The following is a 21,875-nucleotide window of genomic DNA, read 5'->3' as shown; positions in this document are numbered from 1 at the left end:
CTAGGTTTCGAGTAGCCGCAGATAATCACCGGTAGTGACACCCAAGCGGCTCGCTTCCTGCTCGCTAAGCACGATGGTGTTGTCTTCAGAAGGCGCACGGCCTATCCAACTGGCGGTAAAGTTCAGCATCTGGGTGGTAGCCGCCAGCCAGCGGCTGACGCTCTCTTCACGGGCAGCGGCAGACACTTCCACCTGGCAAAGCCGTGAATTGCGGATAGCGCGCACATCATCAATATAGGCTTCCACGGTGGGGCCACCGTCGAAAATGTCGATATAGCCTTCCCAGCGCAGCCCCTCTTTTTTCAACATTTCCAGTGCTGGGCGGGTATGGCGATGCACCTGGCCAATGCAGGCCCGCGCCTCTTCAGCCATGAAGGTGGTGTAGATCGGAAACTTGGGCATCAGCTCGCCGATAAAGCTCTTCTGCCCCAGGCCGGTGAGTCGATCCGCTTCGCTGAAATCCATGGGAAAGAAGTGCTTGCCCAGGCTCTCCCAGAAAGGGCTGGTGTTGTTCTCATCGAACACACCGCGCATCTCCGCCAACACTTTGTCGGGGAAACGGTCACGAAACTGGGCGATAAACAGCCAGCGCGCCTTGGAAAGCAGCGCGCCGTTGCGCAAGTGGCGGTTGGCTTCACCGCGATACTCCGGACGCAGGAACAGCGAGCACACTTCAGCATCCCCCGTGTGGTCGGAGCTTAAAAACAGCGTGTCGATAGTACGGTGAAGATCCAGCTGGATGGAGGAGTGCGCCAGAGTACCCAGCCGATAGTTATAAAACGGCACTTCCCGGCCTACCTGCCCTTCAATGGCACAGCAGCCCGCCAACTCACCGCTCACTTCATCTTCCAGTACAAAAAAGTAGAGCCGGTCATCCACCGGGGTGCGCTCTTCAAAGGCGCTGGCGGCGGCTTCTATCTTGCCGGCCAGAAACTCGCGGTTATCCGGCAACGAGGTAAACCCTACCCCGGCCTGCTGCGCAAGCGCCTGCAGCCCATCCAGGTCATTGCGGGCAATGGGTCGAATGCGCATTACATTTCTCCTTCATCGAGCGCGTCCACCGCGGCGGGTAAGGTAAGCGGTGCGGCGAGCACGGCTCGCCCTTCCGAAACGCCCAGCCGCTCGGCGTGCTCCGCCGAAAGCATCAACTGGCCCGTCGGCGACAGCGCATAACGCGCAACGATACAGCGGAAATCCCCCAGCTTCTGGTTGGCAATCATCGCCGGTTCGGCATCGGGCAAGGCGTGTTCGGGGCGAATGCGCACCGGGTGCCAGGCAGCGCGGCGAAAGGTTTCCAGCCGGTCACGCTCGGCTTTGGCAATCGGCCCAGCGTCAAAAATATCCACATGGCGAGAGCGCACAAAGCCTTCCGCCAGCATCTCTTCCAGCGCCTCTTCATGGGCGGGATGTTCACGCCCAATCGCGGCTCTCGCCTGGGGCGTCAACAGCGGTAGGTAGAGCGGGAATTGGGGCATCACCTCGGCGATAAAGCTTTTCGAGCGCACCCCCGCAATGTGGTTGATGTCCTGGAAGCTACGGGCAAAAAAGTGCCTGCCGACGCTTTCCCAAAAAGGCGATTCACCGCGGGTATCCAGATAGCCGGGGAAGGCGACCGCTAAGATGCGCGAAAAGCGCTCTGGATACTGGGCAATGAACATCAATCGCGCCCGTCGCAGCAGGTTCTCGGCACTGGTACCCTTGTAGCGGGGGTTCAGCGAAAAAGCGCACAGCAAAGTGGCATCCGAGACTTCGTGGGAAAGCGCCAGCGTCTGAACTTCACGGCGCACATTCAACTGCTGCGAAGCGTGAATCAACGTTTCCTGGCGGTAGGTGTAATAAGCCTCATTGGCACCTGCCTGGGCACGGATCGTGGCCGTTCCCAATACTTCCTCACGACTATCGTCAGCGAGCACGAAGGTATAGTGCTCGTTTTCAGGAAACTCGACCTCGCCGTTGAAAGCCTCCTGGGAGCGCGCAATGCGCTCCTGAAGCCGCTCACGGTTGGCAGGCAAGTTGGTCAACCTGGGCACTGCATGCTCAGCCAACTGTTCGAGCGCCGGGAGATCCGACGCTTTAACGGGTCGCACTACCAGCATCTTCGACGCCCCCTCTGTTAACCCACTAGGCAGCTCACTCATGCGGAGGCAACTAACCGCTCAATGGCGCGTTCTAGCCGGGCCATGCCTTCGGCGATGTCCGCTTCGGGGATCACCAGCGAGGGCGCCATGCGCAGCACGTTGGGGCCTGCAATCAAGGCCATCAAGCCCTCTTCGATGGCCAGCGGCAGAATGTCCTTGGCGCGGCCTTCGTAGGCATCCGACATTTGGGCGCCTATTAGCAGACCCATACCACGGATTTCTTTAAACACCCCGTGCTTGCGGTTGATAGTTTCCAGGTGTTCACGGAACAGGTCGTGACGCTTTTTCACGCCTTCTAGCACGTCAGGGGTATCGACAAACTCGACGACCGCCAGCGCCACGGCAGAAGCCAACGCGTTGCCGCCGTAGGTGGAGCCGTGAGTCCCGACGACCAGCGACTTGGCGACATCATCAGTGGCCAGCATGGCGCCAATGGGGAAACCGCCGCCCAGCGACTTGGCACTGGTAAGGATATCCGGGGCAATGCCGTAGTTTTTGTAAGCGTAGAGTTCACCGCTGCGACCAACGCCGGTTTGCACCTCGTCAAAAATCAACAGCGCGTTATGTTCGTCACACAGATCGCGCAGGCCTTGAAGAAATTCTGGTGTCGCGGGCACGATGCCGCCTTCGCCCTGCATGGGCTCAACCATGATCGCGCAGGTATCGTCGCCCATTAGTGCACGAACGCTTTCCAGGTCGTTGTAGTTGGCGTGCTGAATACCGCCTGGCACCGGGCCGAAGCCCTGAGAGTATTTAGGCTGGCCACCAACGCTCACGGTGAAAAAGGTGCGGCCGTGAAAGGATTGATAAAAGGAGATGATCTTATCTTTCTGTTCGCCATGATTATCCACCGCCCAGCGGCGGGCCAGCTTCAGCGCGGCTTCATTGGCTTCACCGCCGGAGGAGCATAAAAACACTTTGTCAGCGAAGGTGCGTTCAACCAGCGTTTTGGCCAAGTTCAGTGCGGGCTCGTTGGTAAACACATTAGAGAGGTGCCACAGCTTTTCGCCCTGCTCTTTCAGCGCATTAACGAGCACCGGGTGACAGTGGCCCAGTGAGTTGACGGCGATGCCACCGGCAAAATCGATATATTCGCGCCCCTGCTGATCCCACAAGCGGCTACCCTCGCCGCGCACGGGAATAACCTGCTGCGGTGAGTAGTTCGGCGTCATGTAGTGGTCGTAATCTTGACGGCTCGGGGTATGGCTCATAGGGCGCTATCTCCGCTGGAGGAAAGGAATGAAAACAGTATAAGGGGCCAGCACGGTTAACCGCTTTCAGTAATGGGACGGCAAATTATGAATAGCGGCGCCTGCTCAGCCACATTAACGGCTTGAAGTACGCTATAAGACCCCCATACTGGTTAGCAAGCGATAAAGTCATACTTGTTTAGCGGGGTATCGCGACGTACTAACACTCAGGAAGAGAGGAGTACACCCTATGCAAATTGATCTAAGCGGTAAGCACGCCATCATTACCGGCTCGACAGCGGGTATCGGTTTCGCGATAGCCCAGGGGCTTGCCAACGCTGGCGCCCAGGTTGTCGTCACAGGCCGAACGCAAGATCGGGTGGATGAAGCCATCGCCGCCATTAAACAAGATGCCCCGAATGCCAAGGTAGCAGGCGTGGCCGCCGATCTCGGCACTGCTGAAGGATGCCAAACGCTAATCCAGCAGCAGCCAAGTACGGATATATTGATCAATAACGTGGGTATTTTTGGCCCGCAAGATTTCTTCGCGGTTGATGACGCCACTTGGCAGCAATTTTTCGATATTAATATCATGAGTGCGGTGCGCCTTTCGCGCCATTATGCCCAGGGCATGCGCGACCGCGATTGGGGGCGTATTCAATTTATCTCGAGTGAATCGGGCATCAACATCCCCACCGAGATGGTGCACTACGGCATGACCAAGTCGGCGCTACTGTCAGTGTCACGCGGGCTGGCCAAAGCGCTCAGCGGCACGCAGGTCACCGTCAACGCTATCTTGCCTGGGCCAACGCGCTCTGAAGGGGTGCTCAAGATGATTGGTGAAATGGCGGAAAAAGAGGGTGTTTCTCAACAAGAGATGGAAGCACGCTTTGTCAAAGAGAGCCGTCCCTCTTCTATTATTCAGCGCCTTGCGACGCCTGAAGAAGTGGCCAGCATGAGCGTCTATGCCGCGTCGCCTCAAGCCAGCGCCACCACGGGTGCAGCGCTGCGGGTAGAAGGCGGTATTGTCGATACCTTAACCTGAGCCCGCTACTCTTATCTTTCTAATCTTACCTTTCTAACCTAGGCGCTCTTCTCTTGGCGTCATGCCAAAGTGATTCCGGTAGGCGGTTGAAAAATGCGCGCCCGACGAAAACCCAGTGACAAAGGCAATATCGCCTACCGGTCGATCACTATCACGCAGCTGTTTGCGGGCTTCCTGCAAACGTAAATCCAGATAGTAGCGGCTTGGCACCGCCTGTAAATATTTCTTGAACAGCCGCTCTAATTGGCGCCGAGAAATTCCCAGATGCTCTGCCAATTCCAGAGTCGAGAGCGGCTCCTCAATATTGGCTTCCATGAGCGTAACAGCATCCACCAAGCTTTGCGGTGCGTGGCCCAAGCGGGTGCGCAACGGCACATGCTGGCGCTCATCCGCTAAGCGAATGCGATCGCACACAAACTGCTCCGATACCTGTTCCGCCAAGCGCGCACCATGATGCTGCCCAATCAGCGTGAGCATTAAATCCATCGCTGCTGTACCGCCAGCGCAGGTTAGCCTGTCCCGGTCAATTTCGAACAGCTGCTGGGAAAGGGTGACTTGTGGGTAAGCTTGCGCAAACGCCTCAAAACGCTGCCATGGAAGCGTGGCGCGATACCCTTCCAATAATCCACAGCGCGCCAGCACTTCTGTTCCCCCAGCTAAACCGCCCAACGCCACGCCACGGCCTAAATGACTGCGCAGCCATTCGTTTAGCTTGGCAGGCAGCGTATAAGGAAGCGGCGTGGGTGCGCATATAAGTAATAGATCCAGCGGGCCTAGCGCTGTACTTAGCGCATGCTGGGCTATCAGGGAAAGCTGCGCGCCGCTGCGTACCGGTTCCTCGTTCAGGCTTAACGTCACGGTGTGATAAAGCATCTGCCCGCTCAACTGATTCGCCATTTGGAGAGGTTCCAGTGCGCTGGCGTGGGTGAGTAAGGAAAACCCCGGCAACAGCAAAAACGCTACCCGCCGACGGGATATGGCTGTTTGCGACGCTAGAGGGTTGGGCTGCATGAAAAATGCCATCGGCTTGGGTAAACGCCCATCTTACCCAATTGAGCAATTGAAGGCAGCGCTAGTTACTCATAGATAAAAAAAGATGTCGCTACGTTAATACCACCGACGACTGCCCATGAAAAAGGGCAAGACATATTATGCCTTGCCCTCCTTACTCACGTGACTAACAGCGAATAAAAGCCAGCACTGTTACCTTTTCTTAGCTACTGTTGCTTAGCCTCGGATAGCGTCATATCGCTATCCACTTCACTGTATTCGTCTTCTTGGTAATCATTCGACGAATCTTCAATTTCATTGCTGCCATACGTGGTGCTGACGACGAGCTGATCATCTTCAACGTGCACATCATTCAGGGGCAGCGCGATATCGGTTGCGCCAATGCCCCAAAAACCGCCGACGGAAACAATAGCGAACAACTCGCCAGAGTCATTATGCTTTGCGATATGCTGCACTTCGCCAATCTCTTCGCCTTCACGGTTAGCAATTGATCTACCTTCCAAATCACTGGCCCGTTGCGACATCAGTGGGTTGGACTGGTCATTTCGATCGGTTTGGTTATTCTGATCGGCTTGATCCGTTTGGTTTTGACTCGCTTGGTCGCGCTGCTGGTTATCCTGCTGGCGCTCTTGCTCGTCTTGATTAACGTTGACCTCAGCGTCTTCAGCTTGCTCGACCGTTACCTCAGGCTCGCCGGTCTGCTCAACGGTAACATTTGGCTCGGCTTCTTCAACGGTCACATTGGGTTCAGGTTGCTCAATAGTGACTTCAGGTTGAGATTGCTCCACAGTGATATCGGGTTTATCTTGCTCTACTTTTACCTCGGCAGGCTTCTGTTCAACGTTGATATCCCTGGTCTCACTGTCTCGGGTCTGATTATTGTTACTAGGCTGCGTTTGCCCGTTCGAACCTTGCTGCTGAGATGCTTGATTCGCATTGCTTGTATCATTCCGGTTCTCTTCCTGAGCCAGAACACCCGTTGATAAGCTTGTGCAAACCGCGCCAATGGCAATGGCAAGTGCTGTCCGTTTCATACAATCTCTCCTTATGTTGGTTTACACATCAAAAGCTAGTCCACTAAAGCGCTAAACATCAAAGTCAAAACCACACTCTATAAAAATATTAATAAACATTAATAAGCTTAACTTTCTAACTTACAACCATAATTCACGTCTAAAACACGCCATATACCAAGCAAGTCCGCCGCTGAGTTGCTCAACAATAGGGGCCAGCATATTACTGCTTTTCATTAAAAACTGATCATCGTGGCGGGCTAACGTATAAGCCAAACCCTTAACGAGAAAAGCGCTTGCCAGCCTGCGGATCCGATGCATCATAATCCTGGGTATCGTCAGGACTGGAATCCAGCTCTTGCGCCGTTTTGGCTTCAAAATTTCTAGCCGCTTCAATGGCCTGAGGCTCATTTTCGTGTTGGGATAGCTCCTGAGGCGCATCAGGAACAGTGACATCCACCACGCGCCAGCCTGAAATAAACAGTTTATCGCCTCGCTTGTGAGTGATCGGTTCTACTCGTGCTACGTGAGTCATAAATCCTCCTGCGCGAAAGTCGTTCCGTTTTATAACACTTTACTTTCTTAGCAGAACGTTACGTTTCTTACGAACTTATGTGCCAACTTTAACAACGGTTGAGCGCCATCAGCGGCTCTAACATCTTAAGCAAGCGAGTAAAAAAATTGCCGGGCTCAAGGCCCGGCAAGATATCTAAACGGTGATTAACTAGTTACCACGATTAATGATGCCTAGCACAATGATACTCACCACAATTATGCCAAGAATGATGATCACCAATGGCAGTAACTTGTACATTCCGCCTGGGCGCTTTTTGGCTTCAGGCTGAAGGTGCGGCTGAGAGGATTCAAAATCCTCAGGCACCCGTTCTCCTATAATGTGCTCTTTTTGCTCTTCCGGGGTTTTGCTCTCCCTAGTATCCATAAAACAACTCCCGTGTTCCGGTCGAATCGGCGCGTCGCGCCTGCGTCAATGGCCTACAGATTTACGACATCGAACGTTACTTCGGGGTTAACGTCGGCATCGTAATCTACGTCTTCACGCTCAAAGCCAAACAGCTTTAAGAACTCGTGCTTATAACCAGCATAGTCGGTAATGGCGAATAAGTTCTCGGTAGTCACCTCTGGCCATAGATCCTGGCAAGCTTGTTGAACGTCGTCGCGCAGCTCCCAGTCATCCATACGCAGACGGCCTGCCTCATCCGTTACTAGCTCGCCCTGCTGCCCCTGGGCGGAGTAGAGCTGCTCACCGAACAAGCGGTTCAATTGATCTATAGTGCCCTCGTGCAGGCCCTGTTCTTTCATGATGCGATAGACCATGGCGATATACAGCGGCATGACTGGAATCGCCGCACTCGCCTGGGTCACCACCGACTTCAGTACGGCGACATTGGCGCCACCGCCGCTCGCTTTTAATTTGCTATCAATCGCCGTGGCAGCGCGATCCAGGTCTTCCTTGGCTTTACCCAGTGCGCCGTGCCAATAGATTGGCCAAGTGATTTCGGTACCGATATAGCTAAACGCGACGCTGCGCGCCCCTTTTGCCAGCACGCCCGCTTGGTTGAGCGCGTCCATCCACAGTTCCCAATCCTCGCCACCCATGACGGTAATGGTGTCGTCGATCTCTTGCTGGTTTGCAGGCTCTACTTCCGCTTCGATAATCGCATCTTTATTGGTATCGATAGCCGTGGCGCGATAGGTTTCGCCAATCGGCTTCAGGCTTGAGCGTTTTAGTTCGCCGCTATCCGGTAGCTTACGAACGGGCGATGCCAGCGAGTAGACCACCAAGTCGATTTCGCCCATGTCCTGTTTAATCAGCTCAATGGCTTTTTCCCGAGCTTCATGGGAGAACGCATCACCGTTGATCGACTTACTGTACAGCCCTTCCTGCTTGGCAAATTTATCGAAAGCGGCACTGTTATACCAACCGGCAGTGCCTGGCTTTTTATCAGTGGCGGGCTTTTCAAAGAACACGCCCAGCGTGTCAGCACCGTAGCCAAATGCCGCGGTAATGCGCGCAGCCAGGCCATAACCGCTCGACGCTCCAATCACGAGTACTTTTTTCGGGCCAGCCTGCTTATCCAAACCGCGGGCGCGCGTCGCTTCGATCTGTTCACGAACATTCTGCTCACAGCCAATGGGGTGAGTGGTAGTACAAATAAAGCCGCGCACTTTGGGTTTAATAATCACATCGAACCTCGTTATCGGATTGATTGGGTGATCGACGTCGCCCTGCCCAGGCGACGCCATGACTCAGTGAGACTATTCTAGCTGTCTCCGTGCCTGATGTCCGCTCTTGCGCTATTGTGCGCCTTGAGATGAAGAAGCTTTGGCGTCACGATACTGGCACACGTATTTATATCCGTACTTATGTCGATATTGGTGTCAGCATCTAGTGCTAGTGTAAGTACATGGATAGGCTGTAAGTAGATAGATCGGGACTTTCCAGAAGAGGCAATCATGAATGCACAGCAGCTAGTAGATGAACGCGGTGATCTTTGGCTAGCGCTAGCCCCGCTGTGGCTTGACCGTGAACCCAGTGAACGCGATTACGCGCATATGGTCGATATCGTGCAGCGCTACGATATGACACTTAATGAGCTTGAATGGATGTTTCGCCTGGAGATGGCACCGGTGATGTCGCGCCATCAGCTTTCCATTGCCAGTGAATGGCGCCAATTCAATGATCGAAAGCTGATGCAGCAATTGGTCAATCACAACCTGCGTTTGAAAGGTTGGCGGCGTAAAAGCTGGGCACTTTTTTCAGGATTGACCACCTTGATGGTTCGTCACCGCTGGAATGCCTTAATGGGCCGCGTCGCCATTGCCCGGGGGGAAAAAATTTAGGGGTAGGCTTGATCCAACGCCTGCTCTAACGCCAGGCGCAACGGCCGCCCATGATCGCGGGGACCAAAGCGGGCAATCACCTTTCCATCGCGACCTATTAAGAATTTGGTGAAATTCCACTTTATTAATTGCGTCCCCATCACACCAGGTGCTTCATGCTTTAGCCAACAAAACAGCGGATGCGCCTGGCTGCCATTGACGTTCACCTTCTCCATCAAGGGGAAGCTCACCCCAAACGTTTGCTCCCCAAACTGGCAAAAGGCCTGCGCACTCTCGGGTGACTGGCGGCCAAACTGGTTGCAGGGGAAACCAAGCACGGTAAAGCCACGATCCCGATAGCGCTGATAAAGCGCTTCCAGCTCGCCTAGCTGTGGGGTAAAGCCACACTGACTGGCAACGTTTACCACCAGCAGTACCTGACCACGCAGCGCGCGCAGGTTGAACGGCAGCCCTTGATGGGTATAACAATCTTGGTCGTAAATTTGCATTACTCGGCCCCACAAAACCCCAAACGGCATAGCTAGCACCATGCCACGACTCGACTTTTTACACCAGCGGCCCAGCGACCACTCTTAGCGCCAGGGCGATCAGCAACACCCCCGTAATGCGATTAATCCAGTGGGCACGCTGCTGTAACCAAGGCAAGATGCGTGAGTGGGAAAGCAGAACAGCCACCAACACATACCAACCACCATCAATGATCATGGCCGTTAGGACAATAATAGTCTTGGCTAGCGCGCTCATCTCTGGCGTTACAAACTGGCTTAACAGCGCGACAAAAAACAGTATTAGCTTTGGGTTGCCTAGTGCGACCAGCACGCCCTCTTTGGCCGCCTGACGCCGGTGAGTAGTCACTACCGTTGGCTGTAGAGCGTTGGCTTTTCCAGCACGCAGTGCATTAATACCTAACCAGGCGAGATAAGCGGCCCCACACCAAGTGATCAGTTGAAACAGCAGCGGAAAACCAGCGATCACCGCGCCTAACCCCCACACCGTCAGTAGCGCATAAAACCCCACGCCAAAAGCATGAAAAAGGGCGGCAGTGACACCCACAAAGCGCCCCCCGCCGAGGGTGTGTCGCAGCACCAGTGCCAAACTGGGCCCGGGTGACATAGCGCCCATGGCACAAATCGCGGCAAGAGATAGCCACAGTGTCAACGGCATGCTGGTTTCTCCTTCAGGGATATCACGCTATGAAGCGAAAGCGCCAGTATACGCTAAGCCAAGCAACACTTCGGTTGGCGCCTTAAATAACGCTGTTAGCATGGTACGCTGTTGGGTAAAATTTACTCTTTTGAAAACACCCGCCCCGCCGCTCAGTGCGCGGGGCATATAGAAAACATAGATCTAGAAAACATAGGACGGCAACATGGGCAGGGCTTTTCAGAACCGTAAGGAATCCATGGCCAAAACGGCCGATGCAAAGACCAAGGTCTACAGCAAATACGGACGCGAGATCTACGTTTGCGCTAAGGCGGGTGGTACCGACCCGAATGGTAACCTGGCGTTACGCGGTTTAATGGAGCGAGCCAAGAAAGACCAAGTGCCCTCTCACGTGATTGATAAAGCACTCGATAAAGCCAGCGGCGCCGGTGGAGAAGATTTTTCTGCTGCTCGTTACGAAGGTTTTGGCCCCGGTAATGTAATGGTGATCGTCGACTGTCTTACCGACAACCCCAACCGCACCTTTGGCGATGTACGCGGCTGCTTTACCAAAACCAAGAGCAAAATCGGCACGCCTGGCAGCGTTAGCCACATGTTTGACCACTGTGCCATCTTCGCCTTTGCCGGCAGCGATGAAGACGCCGTGCTTGAAGCGCTAATGGAAGCCGATGTCGATGTCACCGACATTGAGCAAGAAGGCGAACGTATCACCGTTTTCGCCCCGCATACGGACTACGCGAAAGCCAAACAAGCACTTCTGGATACATTCGGCGAGATTGACTTTGAGGTAGACGAAATTCAGTTTCTTCCCCAAACCACCACTCCGGTCGAGGGCGATGATGTGGCGATGTTTGAAAAATTCCTGGGCATGCTCAACGAACTGGACGACGTGCAAAACGTTTATCACAGTGGCGAGCTGCCCGACGAGCACCAGGGCTAACCAATTCCTCTTGAGGAAGCAGACCCCACCGCGTTGCGGGTATCCAAGGCCGCATCCGGTGGCAACATCGCTGACGGCACCCCGGCGGCACTCAGCACTTTTTTGCCGCGTAAGGTAAGATCGGTAATAAACAGGAACTGCTGGCGTGGGTCCACCGGGTAGGCGCGGATACGGTAATGGGTACCCCAGGGCTTCTCTTCAGCGACCACCACGATCGGCTTATCGAACGTTAGATAGGCGCTGGTGAGCGCCACATCGCGCAACGCTTTACGTACCCAGCCTGCCTCGTGCTCAGGGTGAAGATAAAAGCTCGCCACACACTGCAGGCTGGTACCGCCATTGTTGGCGTTGTAGACAGCGTGATCCCACAGCTTTAAATGCGGCACATAAACCAAGTCATCGTCAGGGGTTTGGATGTCGACGGTGCGTAAGCCAACGTGTTTGACCTCGCCATACGTATCTTCAATTTGCACCCAGTCGCCGGGCCGATAAGGCAGCTCTACCGCTGAAACGACGCCGGCTATCAGGCTGCTGACATAATCTTTCATGGCAAAGCCAATGGCTAGGCCCAACGCACCCATGACAGTCACCATGTTACGTAGCGACGGCTCGATAATCGTCGGCACGATGATGGCGAGCGCAGTAATCAATATTAGCAAGCGCGTCATTGGTACCATGGCAAAAATACGAAAGCGTACTTGGCCATGCATCCGGTTGCCGATCCAGTTCAGGCCACGCTGGCTAACAATAATCAGCACAATAGCTGATAGTAGCACGATGCCCAACGTCATCAGTGCTTGGCTATCGATATCGTTAAACAGTCGCGCGTACTTCTGTTCCTCTTCCATGGGTTGCCCTCCGCAGGCCTGTCAGTTTTAACGTCGCTGCCTAGAGCTGCTAGAGAGGATCGACCAGATAATTACGCGATTCCAACAACTGCCGCACATTCGCGTAGCTCAGTGGTGCCACCTGCCAGCGCCCTTCGAAGCTCGAGACAATACCTTTACGCTGCAACGCTAAACGGGCATTAAGAGCTTCATGGTGCGAAAACGGCAATACTTCGCCCAGAGAATGGTCATCCAGGCCGCCATGAATCAACAATGCATGCAGCACTAGCGTGGCAATATCGCCGGTATCGGTGGCAAGTTCCGCCTCGGCCAGCGCATCCACCATCCATAACTCCTCTTCTTTACTCTCTGTTGGCTCGCGCAAGCGCTCGCGCCAGTAATGCCACGCAATGCCGATATGCCCTCGACAATGCGCCGATAAGCGCTGGAGTTCTTTGTAGGGGGCTTTTTCGTTGCGCTTGGTTTCAGTGCCAGGCAATAGCTGCCTGCCGGATCGAGTGCTGTAGACGGCGGGAGGTTGACCAGCATGGGCTGCCATCATCGCAAAATAGCGCGACAGCTGCTCGCCTTCCATTGATTGAAGCGTAAATACCGGCGCGCCATTGATACCAATTACCTGCTGAAGGAAGGCGTAGGTCCAGCTGTCACAGCCAATGACCCCTTTTCCCAGGCGGCCACTTAAAGCGCGCTCAAGAAACTCCCGGATCCCCTGAATACCCTGGGTGTGGCGTAAAAAGCAACGTTCAAGGGCCGGCACTGCCCATTCACGATGATTGACACACTGCTCTACCCAATCAGTGCCACCCTCGGCAAGCTCACTAAGCGAAGGTGTCGGTACACAAGCGAAGTTGTGCTTTTCCGCCCACTGCCTAACCACCGCCACATGGCCGCTATAAGGTGTCGTAATAAAGAACGTTACCGGCGCATCTTGGCCATTAAGCTCAAGGGCTAATGCGCTTGCAACAGGCGCCCAATCGATAGGCGGCACTAAATGCGCCAACCTAACTTCGGGCAACCTACGTAGCTCGCTCTCATCCTTTACCTGCTGTTCAGCGTCACTCTTCCCCCCCAGCCACGACGAAACCGAGCGTAACGAACGCCGCCACTGGCTTGCCTGGGTCTTCTCGGGGGTACGAAACTGATCAAGCTCAACAATTTTCCACAATGGCGTATCGGCCGGTGAGGACGGCTCCTCCATGACGTTTCCCCTATGTCTGGCGTCAAGCCCCACTTTAGCACGGCGCTCCTAGCGTCTACTCTTAAAGACGAACTTATCGTCTAAAATAAAGTCTTTGTAGACAGTCGGTAGCGCACTTAAAGGACTATGATTTTATAAAAGGAGAATGCCATGAGTGTCGTCCACGTGAGTGAAGAAGAGTTACACGAGAAATTAGAGAAATGCATCGCCGGTGAACGCTTGCTGATTGAACATGACGGAAGCCGCTTCAGCGCCAGAATTCAGCATGTCGGTTTGTTTGGCGTTAAAGTGATTCCGGAAACCGAGATTAAAAATAGCCACCGCACGCCAGGCGATGTAGAAGGCGTTACCGTGCCTTATAAAGAGATTCTGGAGCTCGAAGTAAAAGGGGTCGTCTATAGCCGCCTGCCCGATTGATAGGGCTTAAGCTTGCACGCCGACAAGGCGTGCAAGTTTGGCGGCTCAGTAGTGATAAGCATTACGAAGCCAGTTGACTTAAAACGTCAGACAAATCTTACCGAAGTGCTGGCCAGACTCCTGATGGCGGAATGCGTCGGCAATCTCGGCAAGCGGGAATTCACAGTCTATTACCGGATGCATATCAAGGTTTTCAAGGGCGCGAATCATCTCGATCTGCTGGCGACGACTCCCCACTATCAAGCCTTTCAAACTCGCTTGCTTGGCCATTAATTTAGCCGTTGGTATTTCACCTTCACGGCCAGTGAGGATGCCAATGAGCGCGATATGCCCACCGATTTTGATCGCATCAAAGGATTGCGGCAGCGTACCTGGCCCACCCACTTCGACGATATGATCAACGCCTTCTCCGTTGGTCAGCTCTTTCACGCGCTTACCCCAATCAGGCGTCTCTTTATAATTGATAGTGTGCTCAGCGCCCATTTCACGCAGCCGTGCCAGCTTTTCATTAGAGGATGACGTCGCAATTACGCGGGCACCCATCAGGCGGGCAAACTGCAGCGCGAAAATGGATACCCCGCCAGTGCCCAACACCAGCACGCTATCGCCTGCTTTAATCCCGCCATCGACGACCAGTGCCCGCCAAGCGGTCAGTCCCGCGGTGGTCAACGTGGCCGACTCAGCGTGGCTGTAGCCCTTTGGCTGATGGGTAAACCACTCCGCCGGGCGGACCACTTGCTCACGCGCATAGCCATCGACGCCGTCGCCCGGCGTGGTACGAAAATCACCCACTCTGGCCGGGCCCTCCAGCCAGTGGGGAAAGAAAGTAGAGACGACATGGTCGCCCACAGTAAATTCATTCACGCCTGCACCGACCGCCTCAACCACGCCAGCACCATCAGACATGGGAATACGCTGGTCTTCGGTCGGAATCATGCCGGCGACCACGGCGTAATCGTGAAAATTAAGCGAGCTGGCGTGTAGGCGCACTTTAATTTCACCGGGCCCTGGTTCAGCGGGTCCCTTCACTTCAACGACTTCCAGCTTGTCTAAACCGCCGGGTTGGTTAAGCTTGATGGCTTTCATCGCTATCTCCATGTGGAAGATTGGGAGTACTTACTAGGGGTTGGGGCTAATGTCGGTAACATCAAGCCCAAGGAATCCACCGGACTGGCGCTGCCATAGGCTGGCATAAATCCCCCCTTTCGCCAGTAGCTCTTGGTGGGTACCGGTTTCAACGATGCGACCTTCATCGACCACAATCAGCCGATCGAGCATGGCAATGGTAGAGAGACGATGCGCGATGGCAATAACCGTCTTACCTTCCATCAACGTATCCAGCTGCTCCTGAATAGCAGCTTCCACTTCTGAGTCCAACGCCGAGGTGGCTTCATCCAACACCAGAATGGGCGCATTTTTTAGCAGTACCCGAGCAATGGCGATCCGCTGGCGCTGACCACCGGAGAGCTTGACGCCGCGCTCACCCACGTGAGCATCCAGCCCTCTACGCCCTTTCGGGTCAACCAGCTCATTGATAAAAGTATCCGCGTGAGCACGACAGACCGCGTTCCAAACGTCTTCTTCGCTAGCATGAGGGCTACCGTAACGGATGTTGTCGCGCAGCGAACGGTGAAGTAGCGACGTGTCCTGCGTCACCATGCCAATCTGATGGCGTAAGGAGGTTTGCGTTACCTCGGCAATGTTTTGTCCATCAATGAGGATTCGCCCGCCCTGCACGTCATAAAAACGCAGCAACAGGTTGGCCAGGGTCGATTTACCCGCACCAGAGCGCCCGATCAAACCGATTTTTTCCCCCGGGGTGATCGTCAGGTTCAAGCCATCAAACACGGTTTTACTCTCGCCTTTGGCATGCGCATAGCCAAAACGCATGGTGTCAAAGCGAATCTCCCCCTGAGGCACCTTCAGCGGCGGCGCATTTGGCGCGTCGCGCACCGTGGGCTCCTGGGCGATGGTGTTCATGCCATCCTGCACGGTGCCGATATTTTCAAACAGCCCCGCCACCTCCCATAAAATCCAGTCGGACATAAAGCGAATACGCATCACGAGCGCAATCGCAATCGTCAGGACCCCTAGCGAAATCGCCTCCATGTACCAGGCGCTAATCGCCATGGCTGCCGTGCCCACCAGCAGTGCCGTGTTAAGCAGTGTCAGCCCTACGCTCATAATCGTCACCAGCCGCATTTGGCGGTGCACAGTAACCATAAAACCTTCCATAGCATCGCGGGCATAGCGCTGCTCGCGCTCAGTGTCGGCAAACAGCTTGATGGTTTGAATATTGCTATAGCTATCCACCACGCGACCGGTCATTTGCGCGCGGGCATCCGCCTGGGCCATGGAGACATCGCGCAGCCTTGGCACGAAAAAGCGCATAATCGCCAGGTATCCCACTAACCAGATCCCCAGCGGAATCAACAGCAATAGATCCGCCCGACCCAGCAGAAAAGCCGCCCCGGTGAAGTAAACAATCGCATAGACCAAAAGTCCCATCACCTTGGTGACGGTTTCACGGATCGCCAGCGCCGTTTGCATCACTTTTTGCGACACCCGCCCGGCAAACTCATCCTGATAAAAGGCCAAGCTTTGGCTCAACATATGCCGATGCGATAACCAACGGCCAATCATGGGATAGTTACCAAAAATGCTTTGATGGGTCACCAGCGACTGCAACAGCACCAATAGCGGCAGGCCGATCAATGTCAATAGTCCCAACGCTGACAGCCAAAGCCCGTTTTCAGCCCAAAAACCGGCCCGTTCAACGCTGCCCAGCCAATCAACCAGTTGACCCATATAGCTGAAAAACACCACTTCCGCTGCCGATACCAGCGCCGTGAACAGCGTCATTAACAGCAACAGCGGCAGCATGGGACGGGAAAAGTGCACAATAAACGGCATTAAGCCCTTAGGCGGCGTTTCGACCTTGCCTTCCGGATAAGGATTGATCAGCGTTTCGAAATAACGAAAGAGCGGCTGTAAAACGCGCGATAGCATGAGATTTCCTTACGTGACTGGCGTTGGTGTTAACGGTCTTTAGGGTAGTGTTGATGAGAAGTGGTGTGGCGCAATAACCATCGTGCCCAAAATGGCGCAATGATCATCAGCGTGACCATGCGCAGCAAGTGGTGGAAAGCGACAAATACGGGATCAATATTGAGCGCGACAGCCAAAATAGCCATTTCGCCAATGCCCCCTGGCGCCAGCGCCAGCAGCGCCACATCACGCCCAACACCTAGCAGTTGGTGTATGAGCTCTGCAAACAGCGCCAGCACCACCAGCGCGAGTAGCGTGGCAACACCTGATTGCCATAAATAGCGGCCCAATAATCGACGCGTCATGCCCTGAAAGCGAGAACCAATGGCACTACCTAACACCCAAAGCATTCCGTTCATGCCCCAAGCTGGCAAGGCAAGGCTGGCGATATCAAAACCCGACAATAACGCTGCCATCAGCAGAGGTGCCAATAGTGCAGCGCTGGGGATGCGAAGCCAGCGTCCCAGCGGCAGTAAGAGCGGAATGAGTAAAAGCATCCAGCCGTGTTCCAAGCCGCTGTGAACGGGACCAATACTTTCGCCACCGCCTTCATAGACCCAAAACAGCGGTGGTAAAAATAGAATGACTAAAATAATGCGCAGCGACTGCGCAACCGCAATGCGCTGTGGATCGCCGCCGCACTTTTCACCCAGGAGGATCATCGCCGTCATGGCACCCGGAGAAGCCCCGAACCAGGCACTGACCGGATCAAAACCACAACGGCGATACCACGCTGCGGCAACGGCGGTGGAGGCTGCTACACCGAGCAGCAATAGTGCTGCAGAAACAGGCCAATCCAGCACCCGGTGTGCCAGCTGCGGCGTTACCTGGCTCCCCAGCACCATGCCCATCACCGCTAAAAACACATTACGCAGCGGCTCGGGCACCGCCACTTTGATGCCTTTTGACGAGACCAGCAGGTTGGCAATAAGAGGGCCCAGCATCCAGGCAAGAGGCAAACCGGTGAGTTGAAACAGCGTACCGCCCACGGCTCCTACCGTTAGCGACATGGCCAACGACTTTGCACTCCCTGCCGAAATTCCTTTAAAGCTGCTCCTCACACCAGCTCCTCAACGTAGCACTTAATCTCAGCTCGTAATTTTAGCTCTCCTGCTAGCCATGCTTTCTGCAGTGGTGCTGCCACCAAGCGTACGGCGAAAGAACTAAAAATAATAATTAACACGCTAAGAATATCGCGCTACACGCCTCAAGGCTATCCACGGTGCGGTCAATAAGGCTGCGGAATCTCGCCGTCGTCATCATCGTCGCGCATTCGCGCCTGGCGCTCCGCCTCTTCCTCTTTGGCATCGTCAATCACTTCCATCAACTCATCGACGTTAGCGATATGTGTGTCGGCATCGAAGTGGCCGGTGAGCCTGCTATCGGGATGTAGTTCACCGGTTTCATACAGCGCCCACATCTCTCTGCCATATTCGGTACTCAAAAGCGCTGGAGCGAACTGGCCGAAGTAATTGCGCATGTTATCCACATCGCGATAAAGCATTGCCGCCGCGCTGTTGTTGCCTGCGGCGTCAACGGCCTGGGGCAGATCGATAATCACCGGGCCCGAGGCATCGACCAGCACGTTAAATTCCGACAGATCGCCATGAATCAGGCCCGCGCATAACATTTTAACCACGTCTTGAATGACCTTGGCGTAGTAGCTCTCGGCCTGTTCCGGGGTTAGCGTGACTTCGTCCAAGCGCGGCGCGACATTGCCCTCGGCATCGCTGATCATCTCCATCAGCAGTACACCGTCGACAAACCCATGGGGCTCGGGCACGCGAACGCCAGCAGAAGCAAGCCGGTAGAGTGCATCGACTTCGGCATTAAGCCACGCCTGCTCCTGCTCTTTTTGACCGTAGCGGGTTTTTTTGGCCATCGCCCGTGAGCGGCGACTATTGCGCTCTTTACGCCCTTCCTGATATTGAACGGCCTGCTTGAAACTGCGCTGTTTGGCCTCTTTGAATACTTTGGCGCAGCGCACTTCGTCACCGCAGCGCACCACGTAGACCTGCGCCTCTTTACCGCTCATTAACTGCACCAGCACCTCGTCAATCATGCCATCATCGACAAGCGGCTGTAATCGCTTAGGGATTTTCATGGTTAGCTGCGTTGGCTCCTCTTTACGATCTGTACTATCTGAGCTTAGGGTCAAGCGCTCAATAACGAATGCGGCGAACGCGGAAAGCCCGCCCTTTTAATTTATCACGCTCGAGCTTTGCCTGAGCTTGCTGAATCACGCCCCGCTCTACCGCCACGTAGGCACTGCGCGCGAGCACCTTAATTTTGCCTACTTGGCCACCGCTCAACCCGCCTTCGCTGGTCAGCGCGCCAAGAATATCACCGGGCCGTAACTTGTCTTTCTTACCACCGGCTAATTGCAGCGTTGCCATCAGCGGCTCGAACGGCACCGAGTGCTGAGGTTTCGGCAAGGGTTCGGTGGCAATAGGTTGCTCCAACAACCCTTCCAGCCGCTCCAACCGATAACTCTCTTTAGGGGTCACTAGCGTACACGCTATGCCGCTGGCCCCAGCACGTCCGGTGCGCCCTACCCGGTGCACGTGCACATCCAGCTCGCGGGCAATCTGGTAATTGAACACGGCGTCCAGTTGGGCAATATCCAAGCCGCGGGCGGCTACGTCCGTGGCCACCAGAATGGAGGCGCTTTGGTTAGCAAACAGAATCAGAATACGGTCGCGATCTTTCTGTTCTAAATCACCATTGAGCGCTACCGCGCTAAATCCAGCATCCGTTAGCTGCTCAGCCACAGCCTGTGTTTCGCGTTTCGTATTACAGAACACTACGCTGCTGGCAGGCCGATAAGCTAGCAGCAGCTGGCGCAGCGCATCAAACCGCGCCTCTTCATTGGCAACGTTATAGAAGTGCTGCTGAATCGTGCTGGCATCGTGCACTTCGGAGATTTTCACCATCACCGGCTCACGCATGACACCCCGTGTCATGGCGGTTAGACCGCCCGATGCTTGCTCATCGGGAAAAGTCGCGCTGAACAACAACGTTTGGCGATCAGTTGGGGTCTCGGCAATGATGTCATCGATGGTCGCTTGGAAGCCCATATCCAGCATGCGGTCCGCTTCATCCAATACCAGCGTCGAGAGCGATTCCAGCGTCAATGACCCTTTACGCAAATGCTCATCAATACGCCCTGGCGTGCCTACCACAATGTGCGCACCGTGCTCTAAAGAGCCAAGCTGCGGCCCAAAGGGAGCGCCACCGCAAAGGGTGAGTATTTTGATATTGGCCATGCCGCGAGCTAAACGGCGCAGCTCTTCAGCCACTTGGTCAGCGAGTTCCCGGGTGGGGCACAGCACCAAGCCTTGTACTGCAAAGCTCTCTACTTTCAATTTAGCCAGCAGCGCTAAACCAAACGCTGCCGTTTTGCCTGAGCCGGTTTTCGCCTGCGCCAGCACATCGCGCCCGGCCAGCATCGGCGGCAGGCTCTCTGCCTGTACCGGCGACATTTCATGGTAGCCAAGGGACGCAAGGTTGCTCAGCAGAGCTTTTGGCAACGCTAACGAGGAAAAAGAGGAGTCAGACACGATAATACCTTACTTGGGCCACAGAAAAGTGGCCGTCGGAACACAGCGTGCGCCCCTGGAGGGCAAGTGACGCACAAACGTTACGGCACCATACCAGAAAGTGCCACGGCCTGCGCCGCCATCACAGCGAGCTCACGTTGCCAGTGGTACAAAAGTGGCTTGGCTCAGGGTAGCCAGATCCCGAGGCGAGAGTTCGATCTCTAACCCGCGCCGCCCGGCACTGACATAAATATTGGCAAAGCTTTCTGCGGAGTTATCGATAAACGTCGCCAGACGCCTTTTTTGCCCCAGCGGGCTAACCCCGCCCAGCACATAACCGGTGGTGCGCTCTACTTCCGACGGCTCCGCCATCGTTGCTTTCTTGGCGCCGGCAGCCTTGGCGATCTGCTTTAAACCTAACTGACAATTCACCGGCACAATACCTACTGCCAAGTGCTTACCGTCTAGCTTCACCACTAACGTTTTAAATACTTGCTCAACTGCTACGCCCAGCTTCTCCGCTGCTTCCAGCCCGTAGGAGTGTGCGGTGGCGTCGTGTTCATACTCGTGCAGCTGAAAGGCAAATCCCGCCTGTTTCGCGCTATGAATAGCCGGTGTCATGTCGCTCTCTTCGTTAACGGCGTTGATACTAACGATTATTTTGATACTAACGATTACCTTGGGCGGCGCACTACCTCTTCTAGGTTAATAGCGCGATAGGCAAAAGAAAGTCAACCGATTGCAATGGGTGGAAGATTTGATTAATGCGGCTGGAAAGCTATGCGTCAGCGACTACGCTAAATAGACGATGCTCAACAGTGCAATGCTCAATAGCGCAGCAGGTAAAAGGAAGCTAATTGAAAGGAGTCCAGCGATGCCAGCAAAATCTAAAGCGCAACAGAAAGCGGCGGGCGCGGCACTTTCCGCTAAGCGCGGCGAAACCAAGCCCAGCGAACTTTATGGTTCGTCTAAAGAGATGTATGACTCGATGAGCGAGGAAGAGTTAGAAGACTTCGCGAGCACCAAGCGCAAAGGCAAGCCAGAAAAGAAACAGGATTAATTATCCTTATTTGCCAACAAAGCCGCCAGCTATCGAAGCTGGCGGCTTTGTTTTTACTAACGATTACTGCTTGCAAGGCACCACTTTACGCAGGGTATCTTTTGCCCATAGCGTTTGATTGTCGGGCGTACGGCCATGCTCGTTCCAACGTTCTGCGGTTTCCAGACAGAATGAACCCGCGCTTTCGACCGTCGCATCGCGATTGGCAGGACGCTCACCGCCAATCCGCATGACATCAGGATTGCTGGAGGTGTAGCTTGGGGCAATGGTAGAGCTTGCACAGCCAGCGACCATAGCGGTCAGCAGCAGTACGGGTAAACAGCGGCGCAATGGCATGTTTTTACAACCCTCAACGTATCAATAGTAAGCCGACACCCATTGTCGGTAGCGCTAAATAGCACT

General features: G+C 54.7%; 24 protein-coding genes. 5 read left to right on the top strand and 19 right to left on the bottom strand.

What is annotated here, in order from left to right:
- From astA to ACUN8H_RS07520, 3 genes are read right to left on the bottom strand one after another with little or no spacing between them, the layout of a single operon-like run.
- Entirely contained in the window at positions 1 to 1,032 is a 1,032-nt protein-coding gene (gene astA, locus ACUN8H_RS07530; protein WP_445531532.1) for an arginine N-succinyltransferase, read from the bottom strand.
- The gene (locus ACUN8H_RS07525; protein WP_445531531.1) at positions 1,032 to 2,096 is read right to left on the bottom strand and encodes an arginine N-succinyltransferase; all 1,065 of its coding nucleotides are present in this window, start codon (positions 2,094 to 2,096) and stop codon (positions 1,032 to 1,034) included. Before ACUN8H_RS07525 ends, astA begins: the two co-directional genes overlap by 1 nt.
- Before the next feature lie 38 nt (positions 2,097 to 2,134).
- On the bottom strand, positions 2,135 to 3,349 hold the full coding sequence (locus tag ACUN8H_RS07520) for an aspartate aminotransferase family protein (protein ID WP_445531530.1): 1,215 nt from the start codon (positions 3,347 to 3,349) through the stop codon (positions 2,135 to 2,137).
- A gap of 229 nt (positions 3,350 to 3,578) precedes the next feature.
- Here ACUN8H_RS07520 and ACUN8H_RS07515 point away from each other — a divergent pair, with 229 nt between their 5' ends.
- Positions 3,579 to 4,373 carry an SDR family NAD(P)-dependent oxidoreductase gene (locus ACUN8H_RS07515; RefSeq protein ID WP_445531529.1) on the top strand — a complete coding sequence of 265 codons (795 nt, stop codon included), beginning with the start codon at positions 3,579 to 3,581 and terminating at the stop codon, positions 4,371 to 4,373.
- Positions 4,374 to 4,406: 33 nt separating this feature from the next.
- Here ACUN8H_RS07515 and ACUN8H_RS07510 read toward each other — a convergent pair whose 3' ends face one another.
- From ACUN8H_RS07510 to fabV, 5 genes are all read right to left on the bottom strand, one after another.
- Positions 4,407 to 5,384 carry a GlxA family transcriptional regulator gene (locus ACUN8H_RS07510; RefSeq protein WP_445531528.1) on the bottom strand — a complete coding sequence of 326 codons (978 nt, stop codon included), beginning with the start codon at positions 5,382 to 5,384 and terminating at the stop codon, positions 4,407 to 4,409.
- Between the two features lie 206 nt (positions 5,385 to 5,590).
- Positions 5,591 to 6,418 carry a PRC-barrel domain-containing protein gene (locus ACUN8H_RS07505; protein ID WP_445531527.1) on the bottom strand — a complete coding sequence of 276 codons (828 nt, stop codon included), beginning with the start codon at positions 6,416 to 6,418 and terminating at the stop codon, positions 5,591 to 5,593.
- Positions 6,419 to 6,677: 259 nt separating this feature from the next.
- Positions 6,678 to 6,932, bottom strand: a complete 255-nt coding sequence (locus ACUN8H_RS07500) for a hypothetical protein (protein ID WP_445531526.1) — start codon at positions 6,930 to 6,932, stop codon at positions 6,678 to 6,680.
- Positions 6,933 to 7,121: 189 nt separating this feature from the next.
- A complete protein-coding gene (locus ACUN8H_RS07495) occupies positions 7,122 to 7,337 on the bottom strand; it encodes a hypothetical protein (RefSeq protein WP_445531525.1) in 216 nt (71 codons plus the stop codon).
- A gap of 53 nt (positions 7,338 to 7,390) precedes the next feature.
- Positions 7,391 to 8,602: an enoyl-ACP reductase FabV gene (fabV, locus tag ACUN8H_RS07490; protein ID WP_445531524.1), complete on the bottom strand. Its 1,212-nt coding sequence runs from the start codon at positions 8,600 to 8,602 to the stop codon at positions 7,391 to 7,393.
- Between the two features lie 270 nt (positions 8,603 to 8,872).
- Between fabV and ACUN8H_RS07485 the strand changes: the two genes are divergently transcribed.
- Complete coding sequence (locus ACUN8H_RS07485) at positions 8,873 to 9,259, top strand: DUF7079 family protein (RefSeq protein ID WP_445531523.1); 387 nt, start codon at positions 8,873 to 8,875, stop codon at positions 9,257 to 9,259.
- On the opposite strand, the gene ACUN8H_RS07480 is transcribed toward ACUN8H_RS07485, so the two are convergent.
- Positions 9,256 to 9,747: a glutathione peroxidase gene (locus ACUN8H_RS07480; protein WP_445531724.1), complete on the bottom strand. Its 492-nt coding sequence runs from the start codon at positions 9,745 to 9,747 to the stop codon at positions 9,256 to 9,258. The genes ACUN8H_RS07485 and ACUN8H_RS07480 overlap by 4 nt on opposite strands.
- 58 nt (positions 9,748 to 9,805) lie before the next feature.
- On the bottom strand, positions 9,806 to 10,423 hold the full coding sequence (locus tag ACUN8H_RS07475; protein ID WP_445531522.1) for a LysE family translocator: 618 nt from the start codon (positions 10,421 to 10,423) through the stop codon (positions 9,806 to 9,808).
- Between the two features lie 205 nt (positions 10,424 to 10,628).
- Between ACUN8H_RS07475 and ACUN8H_RS07470 the strand changes: the two genes are divergently transcribed.
- Positions 10,629 to 11,363 carry a YebC/PmpR family DNA-binding transcriptional regulator gene (locus tag ACUN8H_RS07470; protein WP_445531521.1) on the top strand — a complete coding sequence of 245 codons (735 nt, stop codon included), beginning with the start codon at positions 10,629 to 10,631 and terminating at the stop codon, positions 11,361 to 11,363.
- On the opposite strand, the gene ACUN8H_RS07465 is transcribed toward ACUN8H_RS07470, so the two are convergent.
- Together ACUN8H_RS07465 and ACUN8H_RS07460 are read right to left on the bottom strand one after the other, a co-directional pair.
- Complete coding sequence (locus ACUN8H_RS07465) at positions 11,360 to 12,211, bottom strand: mechanosensitive ion channel family protein (protein ID WP_445531520.1); 852 nt, start codon at positions 12,209 to 12,211, stop codon at positions 11,360 to 11,362. The two genes, ACUN8H_RS07470 and ACUN8H_RS07465, sit on opposite strands and share 4 nt — an antisense overlap.
- A 49-nt stretch (positions 12,212 to 12,260) precedes the next feature.
- Entirely contained in the window at positions 12,261 to 13,409 is a 1,149-nt protein-coding gene (locus ACUN8H_RS07460) for a hypothetical protein (protein WP_445531519.1), read from the bottom strand.
- Between the two features lie 150 nt (positions 13,410 to 13,559).
- On the opposite strand from ACUN8H_RS07460, the gene ACUN8H_RS07455 reads away from it, so the two are divergent.
- Positions 13,560 to 13,826, top strand: coding sequence for a hypothetical protein (locus ACUN8H_RS07455; protein ID WP_445531518.1), 267 nt, complete (start codon positions 13,560 to 13,562; stop codon positions 13,824 to 13,826).
- Positions 13,827 to 13,904: 78 nt separating this feature from the next.
- Here the strand turns inward: ACUN8H_RS07455 and ACUN8H_RS07450 are convergent, their stop codons facing one another.
- The 6 genes from ACUN8H_RS07450 to ybaK form a co-directional block, all read right to left on the bottom strand.
- Positions 13,905 to 14,912 carry a zinc-dependent alcohol dehydrogenase family protein gene (locus tag ACUN8H_RS07450; protein WP_445531517.1) on the bottom strand — a complete coding sequence of 336 codons (1,008 nt, stop codon included), beginning with the start codon at positions 14,910 to 14,912 and terminating at the stop codon, positions 13,905 to 13,907.
- A 33-nt stretch (positions 14,913 to 14,945) separates the two neighbouring features.
- Positions 14,946 to 16,835, bottom strand: a complete 1,890-nt coding sequence (locus tag ACUN8H_RS07445) for an ABC transporter ATP-binding protein (RefSeq protein WP_445531516.1) — start codon at positions 16,833 to 16,835, stop codon at positions 14,946 to 14,948.
- A gap of 29 nt (positions 16,836 to 16,864) precedes the next feature.
- Positions 16,865 to 17,884: an AbrB family transcriptional regulator gene (locus ACUN8H_RS07440; RefSeq protein WP_445531515.1), complete on the bottom strand. Its 1,020-nt coding sequence runs from the start codon at positions 17,882 to 17,884 to the stop codon at positions 16,865 to 16,867.
- A gap of 218 nt (positions 17,885 to 18,102) precedes the next feature.
- Positions 18,103 to 18,978, bottom strand: a complete 876-nt coding sequence (locus ACUN8H_RS07435) for a PA4780 family RIO1-like protein kinase (protein WP_445531514.1) — start codon at positions 18,976 to 18,978, stop codon at positions 18,103 to 18,105.
- Positions 18,979 to 19,036: 58 nt separating this feature from the next.
- A complete protein-coding gene (dbpA, locus tag ACUN8H_RS07430; RefSeq protein WP_445531513.1) occupies positions 19,037 to 20,434 on the bottom strand; it encodes an ATP-dependent RNA helicase DbpA in 1,398 nt (465 codons plus the stop codon).
- 132 nt (positions 20,435 to 20,566) lie between these two features.
- Positions 20,567 to 21,034: a Cys-tRNA(Pro) deacylase gene (ybaK, locus tag ACUN8H_RS07425; RefSeq protein WP_445531512.1), complete on the bottom strand. Its 468-nt coding sequence runs from the start codon at positions 21,032 to 21,034 to the stop codon at positions 20,567 to 20,569.
- Positions 21,035 to 21,287: 253 nt separating this feature from the next.
- Here ybaK and ACUN8H_RS07420 point away from each other — a divergent pair, with 253 nt between their 5' ends.
- A complete protein-coding gene (locus ACUN8H_RS07420; RefSeq protein WP_445531511.1) occupies positions 21,288 to 21,473 on the top strand; it encodes a DUF3008 family protein in 186 nt (61 codons plus the stop codon).
- Positions 21,474 to 21,536: 63 nt separating this feature from the next.
- On the opposite strand, the gene ACUN8H_RS07415 is transcribed toward ACUN8H_RS07420, so the two are convergent.
- Positions 21,537 to 21,809, bottom strand: coding sequence for a hypothetical protein (locus ACUN8H_RS07415; protein ID WP_290694560.1), 273 nt, complete (start codon positions 21,807 to 21,809; stop codon positions 21,537 to 21,539).
- Positions 21,810 to 21,875: the final 66 nt, after the last annotated feature.

This window comes from Vreelandella sp. V005 (assembly GCF_052645115.1).
This window is presented reverse-complemented; position numbering and strand designations above follow the sequence as displayed.